Raw genomic sequence first — 17,102 nt, 5'->3', positions numbered from 1 at the left:
TTCAGGGCGCTCCGGGGAGGCGGACGGTGACCCGGAGGCCGCCGGCCGGGCCGGGTGTGAGGTCGAGGGCGCCGTCGTGGGCGCGGACGATGCTCTGCACAATGGCCAGCCCGAGCCCGACACCGGCGTGCTCGTCGGTGCGGGCCCGTTCCGAGGCCCGCTGGAACGGTTCGGTGAGGGTCGGCACCAGGTCCGGCGGGAGCGGGCGGCCGGTGTTCTCGACGCGCAGCAGGCCGGGCCCGGTGTGGATCGAGACGGTGCCGCCGGCCGGCAGGTTGTGCACGATGGCGTTCTGCACGAGGTTCGTCACCATTCTCGCCAGCAGCTCCGGGGAGCCGCTGATCCGGGACGGCCCACCGGTGACCTCCACGGTGATGCCGCGCTGTTCGGCGAGCGGCAGCAGCGTCTCGGCGGCCTCCTCGGCGAGCAGCGACAGGTCGACGTCCTCGCGCGCGAAGCGGTCACCGTGGCTGAGCAGCAGCAGCGCCTCGGTGAGGTCGATCGCCCGCTTGTTGACCGTGTGCAGGCGCTCGATCAGCTCGTCGCCGGCCCGGTTCGGGTCCCGGCGGGCGACGTCGAGCAGGGTCCGTGAGACGGCGAGCGGGGTCCGCAGCTCGTGTGACGCGTTCGCGGCGAATCGGCGCTGCTCGGCGACGTGCGACTCCAACTGGTCGAGCATCGTGTCGAACGCGTCGGAGGTTTCCCGGAACTCGTCGTGGCGGCCGGTCATCCGGATCCGGTGGGACAGCGATCCGGTCCCGGCCAGCCGGGCCGCGTCGGTGATCCGGCTGAGCGGCGCGAGCATCCGGCCGGCCAGGATCCAGCCGCCGGCCAGCCCGAACAGCAGCAGGAACCCCATCACCCCGGCGGCCCGGGGCGCGAACACCCGCAGCAGGTTGGTGCGGACCGGGAAGACGCCGGTGGGCGTGGTCTCGGCGCTGACGATGAGCGCCCGGTCGGGCACGTAGCGCAGCAGGAACAGCCACACCGCGGCGAGCAGCAGGGTGCCCGCCAGCATCAGGAACGCGGCGTAGCTGAGGGTGAGCTTCATGCGGGCGCTGAGCCCGGGGCGCCTACGCATCCCCGATCCAGTAGCCGACGCCCGGCACGGTGGCGATGAGCCACGGTTCGCCGAGCCGTTTACGCAGCGCCGACACGGTGATCCGGACCGCGTTGGTGAGCGGGTTGGTGTTCTCGTCCCAGGCCCGTTCCAGCAGGTCCTCGGCGCTGACGATGCCGCCCTCGGCGGCGACCAGCACCTCCAGGACGGCGAACTGCTTACGGGTGAGCGCCACGTAGCGGCCGTCGCGGAAGACCTCCCGGCGGAACGGGTCGAGCCGCAGCCCGGCGATCTGGCGGACCGGGGGCCGGGCGTGCCCGCGGCGGCGGTCCAGCGCCCGCAGCCGAAGCACCAGCTCCCGCAGCTCGAACGGCTTGGTCAGGTAGTCGTCGGCGCCCAGCTCGAACCCGGAGGCCTTGTCGTCGATGCGGTCGGCGGCGGTCAGCATGAGGATCGGGAGGCCGCTGCCGGAGGCGACGATCCGCCGGGCCACCTCGTCACCGGACGGGCCGGGGATGTCCCGGTCGAGCACCGCCAGGTCGTACGAGTTGACGCTGAGCAGCTCCAGGGCGGTGTCACCGTCCCCGGCGATGTCGGCGGCGATCGCCTCCAGCCGCAGACCGTCCCGGACGGCCTCGGCCAGGTACGGCTCGTCCTCCACGATCAAGACACGCATACCTGAACCCTAGACTCGGCGGCCGCCCACCAGCGGCGGGACGCCAGTCCCGCCAGCACCGCGCCGGCCGCGTTGACCAGCACGTCGTCGACCGACGACACCCGGTCGAGCCGCAGCGCGTACTGGGCGATCTCGACCACGATCGAGCAGCCGGCGCCGAGCGCCAGGATCCGCGGCACGCTCGCCAGCGCCGCGAACCGCATCGGGGCGAAGAACCCCAGCGCCGCGAAGATCAGCAGGTTGCCGCCGATCCCGAGCGGTCCCATCGTGACCAGATCGCGCAGCGGGACGAGGCTGACCCGCCCCTCGACGACACCGGCGGCGGCCCCCGGAATCAGGGTCAGCCACACCATCGGCACCGTCCCGTAGATCATGCCCACCTCGGCCAGCGACCGGCGCCAGCCCCGGGAGCGCGCCAGAGCCCACGTCACGGCCAGGGCCAGCGGCAGTCCCACCAGCGTCATCAGCACAACACCGTTCTCGGTGTCGTAGCAACCGTGCCAGTGTCCGGTCAGGCAGCGCGGAGCGGACATCGCCAGCGGCCGGCGGATGACGTAGAGGACGCCCAGCAGCGCCAGGACGAGGAGCACGATCCTTCGGTTCATGCGGGCCATTCAAGCCGTAGCGCCGTTGCGGTGGCGTATGCGGTTCTTGATACGCCCGCGATATACGTCAGCCGGCCTCGCGGACCTCGGAATCGTGACGCACCACGCTGCTGCGCGGGCCCTTGCGGGCGCGCGGCACACGGACCCGCGGCCGTACGTCGGACTGCGGGAAGACGAACCGTTTGAACGCCCACAACCGGAAGCACATCGCGATCAGCGTGCCGATCACGATGCCGGAGACGAAGTCGGCGACCTCCTGGACCGGACGGCTGACCTCCGGCACGTGCAGCATCAGCACGTACCGGGAGACGGCGAGCGGCAGCGAGTTGAGGGCGATGCCGATGGCGCTGACCGAGAAGAACAGCGCGGCCTCGTGGTGGCGTTCCCGGCCGCCCCGGGTGCGGAAGGACCATTCGCGGTTGAGCACATAGGACAGGACGGTGGCGATGATCGTCGCGACCGCCAGCGCGGTGACCGGCTTGTCGTGCAGCACGGTCAGCTTCAGCGCGTAATTGATGACGGTCGTCGTGACGAAGCAGATGCCCCCGACCAACAGGAACTTCACCGCTTCATGGTGTCTGCGCACCAGGGTGGTCAACCACATTTCGGCGACCCTAGTGCACGGACGCCACCGGATGCAGTACTGCCACGTCCGACTCGGTGAGACTACCGAGCGCGATCGTCCCGTCGCGTTCGGCCACCGACGTCACGAACCCGTAGGATCCGTCGGCGATCCGCAGATCGTGCACGCGACGGCCATCGAGATCAAAGGCCATGACCCAGGCGATCGGTACGGCCTTGGGCCGCACCGCCTCCGGCAGGTTCCACACCAGCAGCCGCAGGAGGCCCGGCAGTGGCAGCAACCGGTCCAGCAGCGCGTTGCGGGGCGCCGCGATCCCGATCCAGAGCAGCCCGTCGCTGCCGAGGAACATGTTGTCCGGGAACCCGGGCAGGTTCTCCACCAGGATCTCCGACTCCCCGGCGCGCGGGCCGTCGAGCCAGTGCCGCCGCACCCGGTAGCCGGTCGTCTCGGCGACCAGCAGATGCGACTCGTCGGGCGCGAGCACCAGCCCGTTGGCGAATTTCAGCCCGCCGATGAGGGTGGTGACGGTCCCGTCCGGGTCGCGCCGCAGCAGCCGCCCGGTGCAGGAGTGCTCGAACAGGTCACCGAGATGGTCGTCGAGGTTCCACCGGCTCGTCGACGAGGTGAAATAGATCGTCCCGCCGGCGCTCTCCACCACGTTGCTGGCGAAGGTGAGCGGCGCACCGTCCACCGTGTCCACCAGCACCGTCACCGACCCGTCCACGCCCACCTCGAGCAGCCCCAGGTCGTGGTCGCAGACCAGGACCGTGCCGTCGGCGCGGGCGTGCAGCCCGAGCGGCCGCCCACCGGTGTCGGCCAGCACCGTGCTCTCCCCGGTGACCGGGTCGAGCCGCACGATCCGCCCGTCACCGGTCCCGCAGATCACCCGCCCGCCGGCGTCGAACACCACGTCCTCGGGGCCGCGCCCGCCGGTGGCCAGCCGCCGGGCGACGCGCAGCTCCCCGGTGGGTCCCGGGTCGTCGAGCGCGGGCGGCGTCCAGCGGAGCGGGCTGATGTTGCGGCGAGCCATCGGTCCTCCTGATGATCGGACCCGCATCCTCGCAGGTCCCGCCCGTACCGGCCAGCCCTCACAGTGATCTCAGGCGGACCACTCCTTGGCGAGCAGCTCGTAGGAGCGGACCCGGTCGGCGTGGTCGTGGGCGATCGTGGTGATCAACAGTTCGTCGGCGCCGGTCACCCGCCGCAGCGTCTCCAGCCGTTCGGCGACCGTCTGCGGTGAGCCGACGAACTGGGTGGTCACCCGGTCGGCGACCAGCGCCCGGTCCTGGTCGGTCCAAGCGAAGCGGGAGGCTTCCTCGATGCTCGGGAACGGGACGGCGCCGAGGCCCGTACGAATGCTGCGGACCCAGAGGGCGAACGGTTCCGCCAGGCGGCGGGCGGTCTCGTCGTCCTCGGCCACGAGCACGTCGGCGGAGACCATCAGGTGTGGCCGGGGCCGCGCCGCGGTCGGCACGAACGACTCCCGGTAGGCCTCGGCCGCCTCCAGGACCTTGGCCGGGGCGACGTGGTAGTTGGCGGCGAACGGCAGGCCGCGGGCCCCGGCCGTACGGGCCGACTCGCCGCCGCTGCTGCCGAGCAGCCACACCTCCAGGTCGGCGCCGGCGCCCGGGACGGCGACCACCTCGTTGCCCTCGTCGTCGGTGACCGGCCCGGCCAGCAGCGCGTCGATCTGGTCGAGGATCTCGGTGAGCCCGAGCGGTTCGGCGCCGGGCTGGTAGAGGAAGCCGCTGGCGAAGGCGGTCCGCTTGGAGGCGAAGATCGGCGCCCAGGAGAACGGCTTCGGGATGAGAAGCCCGTCGACGACCCGCTCCTCCTCCTGCGGTTTCTCCTCGGCGCGCAGGCGCAGCGCCTCCTTCTTGGCCTGCCCGGATCGGCCCAGGCCCAGGTCGAAGCGGCCCGGGTGCAGCGCGTCGAGCAGCCCGAACTGCTCCACGATGGACAGCGCGGTCTGGAAGCCGGTCTGCACGGCGCCGGAGCCGAGCCGGATGCGGTCGGTGACCGCGGCGATCTGGCCGAGCAGCAGCGCCGGCTGGGAGCTGGCCACGCCGGGGGTGAAGTGGTGTTCGGCCACCCAGTAGCGGTGGTAGCCGAACTGCTCGGCCCTTCGGGCCAGATCGAGCGTGCGGCGCAGCGCGTCGGTCACGTCACCGCCGGAGACCAGCGGCGCGAGGTCGAGGATCGAGAGGGGTACGGGCATGGCTACCGCCCTTTCAGCTGGCGTAACACGGGGGCGATGTCGGAGGCGAAGAGTTCCAGGCTGGCCCGGTTCTGTTTCTCGGTGAGCCCTTCGGTGTCGGCGCTGAGGTGGGTGACCTCGTGCCCGAACCGTTCGTGGTAGCGGTGCACCTTGTCGATGATCTGCTGGGGGCTGCCGACCAGGATGGAGCTGCGCTCGACGGCGTCCTCCAGGGTGGGGAAGACCGGTTCCACGCCGACCTTGCGGAAGGCGTCCAGTCGCTGCTGGTAGACCGGCCGGTAGGCGTCGAGGGCCTCCTGTGAGGTGCGGGCCGCGTAGAAGCCGGCGCTGCCCGCCCCGATCCGGATCCTCGCCGGGTCGTGGCCGTGGAACGCCCACCGTTCCCGGTAGTGGTCGATCAGTTCGGCGTACGGTTCGATCGGGTTGGTGACGTTGGCGGAGAAGAGCGGGTCGCCGTACTGTGCGGCCAGCTCCACCGAGGCCTTGCTGGTGGCGCTGCCGTGCCAGACGGTGATCGGCTGCTGGAGCGGCCGCGGCCAGGTCTCGGCATCGGTGAGCGACGGGCGGTACCTGCCCTCCCAGGTGACCTTCTCCTCCCGCCAGAGCCGGCGGAACAGGTCGTAGCTCTCCCGCAGCCGGTCCCACTGGTCGTCGACGGTCACGTGGAAGAGCTGGGCCTGGGCGGCGCCGTTGCCCTTGCCGATGATCAACTCGAGGCGGCCGCCGGACAGGTTGTCGAGGGTGGCGTAGTCCTCGAAGGCGCGGACCGGGTCGAGCAGGCTCAGCGTGGTGACCCCGGTCCACAGCCGGATCCGGCTGGTCCGCGCGGCGATGTGGCTGAGCACGACCGGCGGTGACGAGGACAGGAAGGGCCGCTCGTGGCGCTCCCCCACCGCGAACCCGTCGAAGCCGAGCTCCTCGCCGAGGACCGCGGTGTCGACCACCTCGCGCAGCCGCTGTTCGACGGTCTTGGACCGGTCGATGTACGTGATCAGACTGAGCAGCAGGAATCTCATGCCAGCCCCAGGTTGCCCCGCAGGGTGGTCGCGGAATACTCGGTCCGGAACACGCCCCGTTCCTGGAGCAGCGGGACCACCTGGTCCACGAAGTCGTCCAGCCCGGCCGGGGTGAGGTGGGAGACCAGGATGAAGCCGTCGCAGGCGCCGGTCTGCACGTACTCGTCGAGCTGCTCGGCGACCCGCGACGCCGTACCGATGAAGTTCTGCCGGCCGGTGACCTCGATGATCAGGTCGCGGATCGACAGGTTCTTGGCCTCGGCGCGGGCCCGCCACTCGTTCGCCGTCCTCAGCCGGTCCGGGTACATGCCGGCGCGGCCCTTGATGATCGTGTCGCTCTCGTCCAGCACCGGGTCGGTCTCCGGGAGCGGGCCCTCCGGGTCGTAGCCGGACAGGTCGGTGTTCCACAACTGCTCCAGCAGCAGGATCGCGGTCTGCGGGCTGACCTGCTGCCGCCGGATGTGGTGCGCCTTCTCCTGCGCGTCGGCATCGCTGTCGCCGAGCACATAGGACACCCCGGGGATGATCTTCAGGCTGTCCTCGGCCCGGCCGTACCCGGCGAGGCGGTCCTTGACGTCGCGGTAGAACCGCCGGGCGTCGTCGATCTGGTGATGCCGGGAGAAGATCGCGTCGGCGTGGCGGGCGGCCAGCTCACGGCCGCCGTCGGAATCGCCGGCCTGGAGGACGACCGGGTGGCCCTGCGGGCTGCGCGGCGCCCCGAACCGGCCCCTGATGTCGAACTGGCTGTTCCTGACGGTGAACTCGCCGCCGTCGGAGTCCCACAGCCTGCGGGCGGTCTCGATGAACTCGCCCGCGCGGACGTACCGGTCCGCGTGGTCGAGGAAGCCGCCGCGCCGGAAGTTCTCCCCGAAGAACGCGCCCGGCGAGGTGACCACGTTCCATGCGGCCCGGCCGCCGGAGAGGTGGTCGAGGGTGGCGAGCTGGCGGGCCAGCTCGTACGGCTCGTGGTAGGTGGCGTTGAGCGTCCCGGCCAGGCCGAGGTGGGTGGTGACGGCGGCCAGGGCGGCCAGCACCGTGATGGTGTCCGGGCGGCCGACCACGTCCAGGTCGTGGATGAGGCCGCGCTGCTCGCGCAGCCGCAGCCCTTCGGCGAGGAAGAAGAAGTCGAACTTCCCACGTTCGGCGGTGCGGGCGAGATATTCGAACGAGTCGAAATCGATCTGGCTGCCGGCGCGTGGATCGCTCCAGACGGTCGTGTTGTTCACGCCCGGGAAGTGCGCGGCGAGGATGATCTGCTTAGGCACGGGCCACCTCCTGGTAACGGTTGACGGCCTGGGGCAGGCCCAGCCGCTCGCGCAGTCGCTGTCGCGGTGACGGCGTGAAGAGGCCGCGCCGCCGCAGTTCCGGCACAAGCTCTCCGGTGATGGCGGGCACGCCGTAGTCCTCGCCGGGCCGCAACCGGAAGCCGGCGATGCCGGAGCCGCTCCAGGCCGCGATGAGGTCGGCGAGTTGGGCGGTCGTTCCGGTGAAGACGGCCGCGTCGGTGGGCGCACGGCCGCCCACGACCAGGTCCGCGAAGACCTTCTTACCGGGCAGTTGCCGCACGATCTTCGCGGCCTGGTCGGCGTCGGCCGGTGTCACGAAGTACACGTCCACGTCGAGGCGCGACCACACCCGCTCGTCGTGGGCGAGCGCCGCCACGACCGGCTGCCCCTGCGGCGGCCGCGGCACGATCGACGGCCCCTTGACCGAGAAGTACGCCCCGGCGAAGTCGATGTAGTGCAGCTTCTCCCGGTCGATGAACCGGCCGGTGGCCACGTCCTTGATGATCGCGTCGTCCTCCCAGCTGTCCCAGAGCCGCCGCACCACCTCGATCACGTCGGCGGCCTCGGCGAACAGGTCGTCGAACTCCAGTGGCGCCCGCAGCCCGAGCAGGTCCGCCTCGGCCGGGTCGGCGGACACCCGCACCTGCCATCCGGCCCGGCCCCGGCTGACGTGGTCGAGGGTGGCCAGTGCGGTGGACAGGTGGAACGGCTCGGTGTGGGTGGTGGTGGCGACCGGAACCAGGCCGACGTGCCGGGTCAGCGGGGCGACCAGGGCCGCGACCTGGACGGCGTCCGGCCGCCGGCCGCCGAAGCTGTCCTGGAAGGTGACGAAGTCCAGGCGTGCCTCGTCCGCCTGTCTGACGGGGGTCGTCCAGTCGCCGGCGGCGAACGAGTCGCCGTCCAGCGCGATCGCCAGATGTAGGGTCATGCGGCTCCCTCCAGTGTGGGCACGGCGTTGAGCAGTGCCCGGGTGTACTCGTGGCCGGCGTGTTCGAAGACCGCCCGGACCGGCCCCTGCTCGACCACCCGGCCGTCGTGCATGACCAGGACCCGGTCGGCCAGGTCACGGATCACGCCGAGGTCGTGGGAGATGAACAGCCACGCGGTCCCGTCGTCCTCACGGATCTGCGCGATCAGGTCGAGGACCTGCGCCTGCACCGAAACGTCGAGCGCGGAGACCGGCTCGTCGCAGATGATCAAACTCGGTCGTGGGGCGATGGCCCGGGCCACCGCGACCCGCTGCCGCTGCCCGCCGGACAGCTGCCGCGGGTAGCGGTCCAGCACGTCGGCGCTGAGCCCGACGCGTTCCAGCACCGGCTGCGGGTCCGCGCCGCGCGGCAGTGCCTCGCCGACGATGCGGCGCACCGTCCACCGGGGATCGAAAGCGGACAGCGGGTCCTGGGCGATCAGCTGGAGGCGGCGGCGGATCGGGCGGCGGGCCCGCTCCGGCACCCCGCTGAGGTCGCGTCCCTCGAACCGCACCCGCCCGGAGGTCGGCTCGGTCAGCCCGAACAGCAGCTGCGCCACGGTGGTCTTGCCGGAGCCGGATTCGCCGACCAGGCCGACGATCTCGCCGGCGCGGATGGTGAGGCCGACGTCGCGGACCACGGCGCGGTCGCCGTACACCTTGCGCAGCGCGGTGGCCTCGGCGACCACCTCTCCGGGCGCCGTCGTGGTCACCCTCCGCCGTCCGCTCGCGGCCGAGATCAATTCTTTGGTGTACGCGTGCCCCGCGCCGCCCAGCAGGGTGCGCGTGGGACCCGACTCGACGATCCGGCCGTCCTTCATGACCAGCACCCGGTCGGCGAGCCGGGACACCACCGCCAGGTCGTGGCTGATCAGCAGCAGGGTCTCCCCCGACGCGCGCCGTTCGGCCAGCAGTTTCAGGATCTGCGCCTGCACGGTCGCGTCCAGGGCGGTGGTGGGCTCGTCGGCGATCAGCAGTCTCGGGCCGCCGGCGATGGCGGAGGCGATCAGGGCCCGCTGCCGCAGCCCGCCGGAGAGCTGGTGCGGGTACTGCCGGGCCCGCCGTTCCGGTTCCGGCACGTGCACGTCGGTGAGCAGTCGCTGGACCCGCTCCGGCCGGTCCCTGCGGTCGCCGATGCCGTGGGTGCGCAGCACCTCGGTGATCTCGGCGCCGACGGTGCGCAGCGGGTCCAGGGAGACCAGCGCGTCCTGGAGGATCAGCCCGGCGAACCGGCCGCGCAGCCGCCGCCACTCGCGGGCCGCGAACCCGCGGACGTCACGGCCGTCGACGACGAACGTGTCGGCCTCGACGCGGGCCGCCGGACCGGCCAGTCCGACCAGGCTGCGGGCGGTGACGCTCTTACCGGACCCGCTCTCCCCGACCAGCGCGAGACACTCGCCCTCCTCGACGTCGAAGCTGACCCCGCGGACCGCCTCCACCTGCCGTTTTCCCAGGCGGAAGGTGACCCGCAGGTTCTTGACTTCGATCACTGGTGCCGCCCTTCGAACCGGTTCTGCAGATGCCGACCGATCACGGTGAGAGAGATAACGGTGGCGGTGACGGCGCAGCCCGGAAGCACCGACCCCCACCAGGCGATGTGCAGGTAGCCGCGGCCCTCGGAGAGCATCGCGCCCCACTCCGGCGACGGCGGCTGCGGTCCGAGGCCGAGGAAGCTGAGGCCGGCCGCGATGAGGACCGCCTCGCCGAGCCCGATCATCGCCAGGACCGGGATCGGGCCGAGCACGTTCGGCAGGACGTGCCGCAGCACCAGGCGGGTGCGGGACGCTCCGAACGCGACGGCGTGGGTGACGTACGGCGCCTGCCGCACCACGAGCGTCTGGGCCCGCACCACCCGGGCGTAGTGCGGGAGGGTGGCGATGCCGATCGCCACGATGAGGCTGACGGTGCCGGTCCCGGCGATCGCGATGAACAGCAGCGCGAGCAGGACCAGCGGGAACGCGGCGAGGGCGTCGAAGCCGCGGCTGAGGACCTCGTCGGCGGCCCTGTGGGTGAGCCCGGCGAGCAGGCCGAGCAGGATGCCGGCGCCGACCGCGATGACGGTGGCGGCCACGCCGATGCTGAGCGAGTGCCGGGCGCCGTGCACGACCCGGTCGAAGACGTCGCGGCCCAGCTGGTCGGTGCCGAACCAGTGGGCGGCCGACGGCGCTTCGAGCACGTGCAGCGGGTCGGCGGCGAGCGGGTCGCCGGCGAACAGCGAGGGCCAGGCCACCGCGGTCAGGGCGAGGGCGAGCACGGCGGTGGCGGCGGCGAGGCCGGGGCGTGGCCGGCGCAGGGTGAGCCGGCCGGCGACGGGGCGGGGCAGGGCGACGGTCATCGGTCAGCTCCTTCGCAGCCGCGGGTCGATGAGCAGGTACGCGAGGTCGGCGGCCGTGTTGATGACGACGAAGAAGGCGGCGGCCAGCACCACGACGGCCAGCACCACCGGCATGTCGCTGCTGCTCACCGCCTGGAGGGTGACCTGGCCGAGGCCGGGGCGGCCGAACACCTGCTCGATGATCACCGAGCCGCCGATCAGCACCCCGGAGAGCCAGCCGAGCAGGGTGACCGCGGGCAGCAGCGAGTGCCGCAGGCCGTGCCGGATGAGGACCGAGCGTTCCGTCAGGCCCCGCGCCCGGGCGGTGACCGCGAACGGCTCGTCCAGGGCCCGGTCCAGGCCGTCGCGCAGCACCTGGGCGAGGACCCCGGCGATCGGCAGGCCGAGGGTGACGGCGGGCAGCACGAGCGCCGCCCAGCCGCGGTCACCGGAGACCGGGAACATCCCGAACCGGAACGAGAAGACGCTGAGCAGCACGATCCCGATCAGGAACGGCGGGGTGGAGACGAGCACCAGCTCGGCGGTGGAGCTGGCCCGGCGGGCCCACCGGCCCCGGGTGACGACCGCCAGGACCAGGGCCAGCACCACCCCGAAGACAGCCGCGGCAACGGCCAGCTTCAGGGTGGGCGCCAACTGGTCGCCGATCACGTCGCGGACCGGGCGCTGGAGCAGGTAGGAGCGGCCCAGGTCGCCCTGGGCGGCCCGCCACAGATAGTCGAGGTACTGCACGACCGCGGGCCGGTCCAGGTTCCATTCGGCGATGATCTGGGCCCGGATCTGCGGGCTGTCGGCGCCGTCGCCGATGATGCTGTCGACGGTGTCGCCGGGGGCGGCCAGCAGCGCGAGGTAGGCCGCCGTGGCCGCCGCCCAGAGCACGATCAGGCCGCTGCCGGCCCGCCGCGCGATCGCCCTGATCACCTGGCGAGCCAGAGGTTGTAGGCGCTGCCCGGCACCCCGGCGGTCGGTTCGAAGCCCAGCCCGCCGACCGTGGCCGCGGCGGCGACCTGGTCGGCCGGGGCGTAGAGCGGCAGGATCAGCGCCTGGTCGGTGACGGTCAGTCGCTGCACCCGCTGGTAGGTGCCGTTGCGCGCGGCCTGGTCGCCGCCGGCCTGCCCCTCTTCGAGCAACCTGTCGAGTTCCGGGTCCTTCACCCCGGTCCGGTTGATCGCCCCGGCGGAGTGCAGCAGCAGGTTGAGGGCCGCCCCGGCGTCGGTGTCGGCGCGGGAGTTGTCGAACACCTCGTACGCGCCGTCGGCCAGCGCCTGGGTGGCGGTGCCCTGGTCGACCAGCGCCACGTTCAGGTCGATGCCGGCGCTCTGCTTGACGGCGGCCTGGACGGCCTGGGCGAGCACGTCGCGGCGGTCGCGGACGAACGGCGCGGACTGCACCAGGCGTACGGTCAGGCGCTTTCCGTACTTGGTGCGGAACCCGTCGGCGTCGCGGGTGGTCCAGCCGGCCTCGTCGAGCAGCCGGTTGGCCTCGGCCGCGTCGCCGCTGTAGGTCTTCTCCAGGCTCCTGTCGTAGAACGGGCTGGTCGGCCCGATCACGCTCCAGGCGCGGGTGGCGCTGCCCCGGTAGACGCCCTGGAGCACCGCGTCGACGTCGACCGCCTCGCGGAAGGCCTGCCGCACCCGGATGTCGTCGAACGGCGCGTGCGCGATGTTGAAGTAGTACGAGTACGCCGACCCGGAGTTGAGCCCCCGGGCGAAGGTGAGCTGGTCGTTGCCGGTGATCAGGGCCTCGTCGGTGGCCGGCACCCCCTCGATGACCTGCACCTGCCCGGAGGTCAGCGCCCCGACGCGCACCGACGACTCCTTCAGGAACCGGTAGGTGATCCCGTCGAGGTAGGCGGGCCCGGTGTGCCCCGCATTGGCCGGCGCCCACTGATAGGCCGGGTTCTTAGTGAAATGCACCTCCTGCCCGGCGGTGTACCGGTCCAGGATGAACGGTCCGGTCCCGGCCAGTTCCGGTCCGCCGGCCTTCAGGTTCTTCGCCTGGCTCAGCGACTTCGGCGACACCTGGGCGCCCTGCGGCGAGGAGAGGAAGTCGAGGATCAGCACGTCCGGCTGCTTGAGGTGGAAGGCGACGGTCGCCGGGTCCACCACCTCGACCCGGTCCAGGTTGCGCAGCTGCACGGCCTGCACTTGCGGGTTGTAGCCCTCGACCGCGAACTGGTCGACGTTGGCCTTGACCGCCGTGGCGTCGAACTTCGTGCCGTCGGTGAAGCTCACGTCCGTACGCAGCTTGAAGGTGTAGGTCCTGCCGTCCGGCGACGTCTCGTAGCCGGTGGCGAGCCATGGCAGGTAGCCGCCCTTGTCGTCGTGGGTGAGCAGCGCCTCGAACGTGTTCCAGACCAGCAGGCGGGCCTTGGCCTGGGCGTACTGGTGCGGGTTGAAGGTGATCGGCTCGGTCTCGACGGCCCAGGTCAGCGATCCGCCGCTGACCGGCTGCCCGGCGCCGGGCGCCGCGGAGGAGCCGGGCGAACAGGCGGCGGTGAGGGCGAGGGTGACGACGGCGAGAACGGCGGCGGGACGGGTACGGCGCATGGGCGGATCCTCCTCTCTACATTTCCTATAGCTTCTATAGGAGATTGGCAAGAGGCCCCGGCCGATTGATTGGTCACGCGGCTGAACCATCCCGGCCCGGGACGCGTTCACCATGTCGTGCAGCCGACAGACCTCGCCGATCCGCCCACGCCCGAAGAACCCCAGGTGGAGACAGAACCGGACACGACCGAGCCGGAAGCCGAGGAGCCCACCCCCAAGGAGCCCGGCCGGGTCCGGCGGCTGCTGAACAAGCCGTGGGCATCGCGATCACTGACCGTCGTGGCCTGCGTCACCGTCTTCGTGGCACTGCTCTACCCGAACGTCCTTCGCCGGGTCAGCGTCGGCAGCTTCGCCCGCATCCCGATCGAGGCCGCGTTCATCATCCTGCTGCTGATCGTGCTCCCCCGCCGGCCGCGCATCACGGTCGCCTCGATCCTCGGCGTCCTCCTCGGCTGGCTGGTCGTCGAGAAGAGCCTCGACATGGGCTTCTTCCGCACCCTGGCCCGGCCCTTCGACCCGGTCCTCGACTGGTCCCTGTTCGGCGACGCCTACAACTTCGTCAACGAGACGTACGGCGGGCTCGCCGCCTGGGCCGCCATCATCGGCGCGATCCTGCTCGGCCTCTCCGCCCCGGCCTTCGTCACCTGGGCCATGCTGCGCGTCTCGGCGTTCCTCACCCGGCACCGCCGCCGCTCGGCAGTGGCCGCCAGCGGCATCGCCGCCGCCTGGATGCTCACCTTCGCCCTCGGCGTCCAGCTCACCGCCGAGGTCCCGCTCGCCGCCCGCACCTCCGCCACCTACGCCTGGGACCGGATCTGGCAGGCCCGCGAAGGCATCAAGAACGAGGCCGAGTTCGCCGCCGAGGTCAACGTCGACCCGTACCGCGACGTCCCCGCCGACCAGTTGCTCACCGGGCTGCGCGGCAAGGACTTCGTGCTCACCTTCATCGAGAGCTACGGCCGCAACGCCGTCGAGGCGCCCGAGTTCGCCGAGAGCACCGGCGCCGTCCTCACCGACGGCGACAACAGGCTCAAGGCCGCCGGGTTCGCCGCGCGCAGCGGCTGGCTCACCTCACCCACCTTCGGCGGCAGCAGCTGGCTGGCCCACTCCACCCTGCTGAGCGGGCTGTGGATCAACAACCAGTCCCGCTACCGCAACCTCAACGCCAGCCAGCGGCTCACCCTCACCAAGGCCTTCAAGACGGCCAACTGGGACACCGTGGCGATGATGCCGGGCAACAGCCGCCCCTGGCCGGAGAGCGTCTTCTACGGCTACAACCGGGTCTGGGACTCCCGCAACCTCGGCTACCAGGGCCCCAAGTTCGGCTGGGCCAGCATGCCCGACCAGTACACGCTCACCCGCTTCAACGAGCTCGAGTACAAGAAGCCGGGCCGGCAGCCGATGATGGTCGAGATGCCACTGCTGTCCACGCACACCCCGTGGGCGCCGATCCCGAGCTCCATCCCGTGGGAACAGGTCGGCGACGGCTCCGTCTACACCGCACAGGCGGCCGCCGCCACCAGCAAGGCCGACATCTGGTCCAGCGGCAAGAAGGTCCGCAAGGAGTACGGCAAGTCGGTCGTCTACACCCTGAGCACCCTGATCGACTGGATCCAGCGCTACGGCGACGACAACCTGGTCCTCGTCTTCGTCGGCGACCACCAGCCGTCCAGCGTCGTCTCCGGCGAGAACGCCAGCCACGACGTGCCGATCACCATCGTCGCCAAGGACCCGGCCGTCCTCGACAGGATCGACTCGTGGGGCTGGACCGAAAGCCTCAAACCCGCCACCACCGCCCCCGTCTGGCCGATGAGCGACTTCCGCGACAAATTCCTAACCGCCTACGGCCCCGACGGCGCCCAGTAGAAACGTGGTGTGCGGCGCCGGTCCCGGTCACTCCAGGCGCCGCACACCACCTACCCGGACACGCGGGGTGACCGCAGCACCGGCCGCAGCGCCTCCAGCACGTCCGGGTTCTCGATCGTCGCCGGCACCGGCTCCTCCCGGCCGTCCGCGATCCCCCGCATCGTGCCGCGCAGGATCTTCCCCGACCGGGTCTTCGGCAGCGCCGCCACCACGTCGATCCGGCGCAGCGCCGCCACCGCACCGATCCGCTCCCGCACCAGCCCCACCAGCTCCGTCTCCAGGGCCGCCGGATCCGGATCCACCCCACCGCGCAGCACCACGAAACCGCGCGGAACCTGCCCCTTCAACAGGTCGCCCACCCCGATCACGGCGCACTCGGCGACCGCCGGATGGGTGGCCAGCACCTCCTCCATGGCCCCGGTCGACAGCCGGTGACCGGCCACATTGATCACGTCATCGGTACGCCCCAGCACGTACAGATATCCGTCGTCGTCGAACCTGCCGCCGTCCCCGGTCAGATAGTTGCCCTGGAACGCCGACAGGTACGACCGCACGTAGCGTTCGTCGTCACCCCACAGCGTCGGCAGGCAACCCGGCGGCAGCGGCAGCCCGACGACGATCGCCCCCTCGGCGCCGGGCGGCACATCGGTCCCGTCCGGTCCGACGACCCGCACCCGGTAGCCGGGCATCGGCACCGACGGCGAGCCCGGCCGGGTCGGCAGATCCTCCAGACCGCGCGGGCTCGCCGTGATCGGCCAGCCGGTCTCGGTCTGCCACCAGTTGTCGATCACCGGGATGCCGAGCAGGTCACCGGCCCACTCGTACGTCCGCGGGTCGAGCCGCTCCCCCGCCAGGAACAGCGACCGCAGACTGTCCACGTTCCGCCCGGCCAGCAGTTTCCCGTCCGGGTCCTCCTTGCGCACGGCCCGGATCGCGGTCGGCGCCGTGAACATGGCCGCCACCCGGTGCTGCTCCACCACCCGCCAGAACGCGCCCGCGTCCGGGGTGCCGACCGGCTTGCCCTCGTACAGGATCGTGGTCGCCCCGGTCAGCAGCGGCCCGTACACGATGTACGAGTGCCCGACCACCCATCCCACGTCGGACGCCGCCCAGAAGACCTCGCCCGGGCGTACCCCGAAGATCTTCTCCATCGACCACCGCAACGCGACCGCGTGGCCGCCGTTGTCCCGGACCACGCCTTTGGGCCGCCCGGTCGTGCCGGAGGTGTAGAGAATGTAGAGCGGATCGGTGGCGGCGACCGGCACGCAGTCCGCCGGTTCCGCGCCGGCGACCGCGTCCGCCCAGCTCAGATCCCGGCCCGGGACCATGTCACAGGGCGCCTGCGGCCGTTGCAGGATCACGCAGTGCGACGGGACGTGGGCCGCCTCGGCCAGCGCCGCCGACAGCATGGGCTGGTACGGCACCACCCGCCCGCCCTCGATCCCGCACGAGCTGGCCACGATGACCCGCGGCCGGGCGTCGTCGATGCGGGCGGTCAGCTCGCGGGCGCCGAACCCGCCGAAGACGACCGAGTGGACGGCCCCGAGCCGGGCGCAGGCGAGCATCGCGACGACCGCCTCCGGCACCATCGCCATGTAGATGACCACCCGGTCGCCACGTTCCACCCCGAGCCCGCGCAGCGCCCCGGCGAAGGTCGCCACCTCGTCGCGCAGCTCCCGGTACGTGTACGAGCGCGCCGCACCGGTCACCGGGCTGTCGTGGATGAGCGCCACCTGGTCGCCCCGCCCGCCGTGGACGTGCCGGTCGAGGGCGTTGTGGCAGGTGTTGAGCGTGGCGCCGGGGAACCACCGGAAGATCGGCGCCTCGGAGTCGTCGAGGATCCGGTCCGGCGGCGCGTGCCAGTCGATGAGTTCGGCCGCGTCCCGCCAGAAGCCGGCCGGGTCGGCGATGCTGCGCTCGTACGCCTCGCGATATGCGCCCATC

Annotated in this window: 15 protein-coding genes; 1 reads left to right on the top strand and 14 read right to left on the bottom strand. The window is 71.7% G+C overall.

The genetic code is table 11. The annotated features are described in order from the left end of the window. Nucleotide 1: 1 nt before the first annotated feature. The 13 genes from KZ829_RS13105 to KZ829_RS13045 form a co-directional block, all read right to left on the bottom strand. Nucleotides 2-1,081 carry a sensor histidine kinase gene (locus tag KZ829_RS13105; RefSeq protein ID WP_220144145.1) on the bottom strand — a complete coding sequence of 360 codons (1,080 nt, stop codon included), beginning with the start codon at nucleotides 1,079-1,081 and terminating at the stop codon, nucleotides 2-4. Next, nucleotides 1,074-1,736, bottom strand: a complete 663-nt coding sequence (locus tag KZ829_RS13100) for a response regulator transcription factor (protein WP_220144144.1) — start codon at nucleotides 1,734-1,736, stop codon at nucleotides 1,074-1,076. Before KZ829_RS13100 ends, KZ829_RS13105 begins: the two co-directional genes overlap by 8 nt. Next, a complete protein-coding gene (locus KZ829_RS13095) occupies nucleotides 1,724-2,341 on the bottom strand; it encodes a VanZ family protein (protein WP_220144143.1) in 618 nt (205 codons plus the stop codon). Before KZ829_RS13095 ends, KZ829_RS13100 begins: the two co-directional genes overlap by 13 nt. A gap of 67 nt (nucleotides 2,342-2,408) precedes the next feature. Next, nucleotides 2,409-2,906 carry a GtrA family protein gene (locus tag KZ829_RS13090; RefSeq protein ID WP_308285461.1) on the bottom strand — a complete coding sequence of 166 codons (498 nt, stop codon included), beginning with the start codon at nucleotides 2,904-2,906 and terminating at the stop codon, nucleotides 2,409-2,411. A 49-nt stretch (nucleotides 2,907-2,955) separates the two neighbouring features. Further along, nucleotides 2,956-3,954: an SMP-30/gluconolactonase/LRE family protein gene (locus KZ829_RS13085; protein ID WP_220144141.1), complete on the bottom strand. Its 999-nt coding sequence runs from the start codon at nucleotides 3,952-3,954 to the stop codon at nucleotides 2,956-2,958. A 69-nt stretch (nucleotides 3,955-4,023) separates the two neighbouring features. Beyond that, nucleotides 4,024-5,142 (bottom strand): LLM class flavin-dependent oxidoreductase, encoded by a 1,119-nt coding sequence (locus KZ829_RS13080; protein ID WP_220144140.1) that lies wholly within the window; start codon nucleotides 5,140-5,142, stop codon nucleotides 4,024-4,026. Between the two features lie 2 nt (nucleotides 5,143-5,144). Then, nucleotides 5,145-6,158, bottom strand: coding sequence for an LLM class flavin-dependent oxidoreductase (locus KZ829_RS13075; RefSeq protein WP_220144139.1), 1,014 nt, complete (start codon nucleotides 6,156-6,158; stop codon nucleotides 5,145-5,147). Further along, nucleotides 6,155-7,423, bottom strand: a complete 1,269-nt coding sequence (locus KZ829_RS13070) for an LLM class flavin-dependent oxidoreductase (protein WP_220144138.1) — start codon at nucleotides 7,421-7,423, stop codon at nucleotides 6,155-6,157. The genes KZ829_RS13075 and KZ829_RS13070 overlap by 4 nt, the downstream gene beginning before the upstream one ends. Next, nucleotides 7,416-8,372 carry an LLM class flavin-dependent oxidoreductase gene (locus KZ829_RS13065; protein ID WP_220144137.1) on the bottom strand — a complete coding sequence of 319 codons (957 nt, stop codon included), beginning with the start codon at nucleotides 8,370-8,372 and terminating at the stop codon, nucleotides 7,416-7,418. The genes KZ829_RS13070 and KZ829_RS13065 overlap by 8 nt, the downstream gene beginning before the upstream one ends. Further along, nucleotides 8,369-9,901, bottom strand: a complete 1,533-nt coding sequence (nikE, locus tag KZ829_RS13060; protein WP_220144136.1) for a nickel ABC transporter ATP-binding protein NikE — start codon at nucleotides 9,899-9,901, stop codon at nucleotides 8,369-8,371. Before nikE ends, KZ829_RS13065 begins: the two co-directional genes overlap by 4 nt. Next, complete coding sequence (locus KZ829_RS13055; protein WP_220144135.1) at nucleotides 9,898-10,746, bottom strand: ABC transporter permease; 849 nt, start codon at nucleotides 10,744-10,746, stop codon at nucleotides 9,898-9,900. Before KZ829_RS13055 ends, nikE begins: the two co-directional genes overlap by 4 nt. 3 nt (nucleotides 10,747-10,749) lie before the next feature. After that, a complete protein-coding gene (locus KZ829_RS13050; RefSeq protein ID WP_308285460.1) occupies nucleotides 10,750-11,664 on the bottom strand; it encodes an ABC transporter permease in 915 nt (304 codons plus the stop codon). After that, the gene (locus KZ829_RS13045) at nucleotides 11,661-13,292 is read right to left on the bottom strand and encodes an ABC transporter substrate-binding protein (protein ID WP_220144134.1); all 1,632 of its coding nucleotides are present in this window, start codon (nucleotides 13,290-13,292) and stop codon (nucleotides 11,661-11,663) included. The genes KZ829_RS13050 and KZ829_RS13045 overlap by 4 nt, the downstream gene beginning before the upstream one ends. A gap of 165 nt (nucleotides 13,293-13,457) precedes the next feature. On the opposite strand from KZ829_RS13045, the gene KZ829_RS13040 reads away from it, so the two are divergent. After that, nucleotides 13,458-15,158, top strand: a complete 1,701-nt coding sequence (locus tag KZ829_RS13040) for a sulfatase-like hydrolase/transferase (protein ID WP_308285459.1) — start codon at nucleotides 13,458-13,460, stop codon at nucleotides 15,156-15,158. Between the two features lie 50 nt (nucleotides 15,159-15,208). Here the strand turns inward: KZ829_RS13040 and KZ829_RS13035 are convergent, their stop codons facing one another. Further along, nucleotides 15,209-17,101 (bottom strand): propionyl-CoA synthetase, encoded by a 1,893-nt coding sequence (locus tag KZ829_RS13035; protein ID WP_220144133.1) that lies wholly within the window; start codon nucleotides 17,099-17,101, stop codon nucleotides 15,209-15,211. Nucleotide 17,102 lies beyond the last annotated feature (1 nt).

Origin of the sequence: Actinoplanes hulinensis (assembly GCF_019429605.1) — a bacterium.
GTDB lineage: Bacteria > Actinomycetota > Actinomycetes > Mycobacteriales > Micromonosporaceae > Actinoplanes > Actinoplanes campanulatus.
This window is presented reverse-complemented; position numbering and strand designations above follow the sequence as displayed.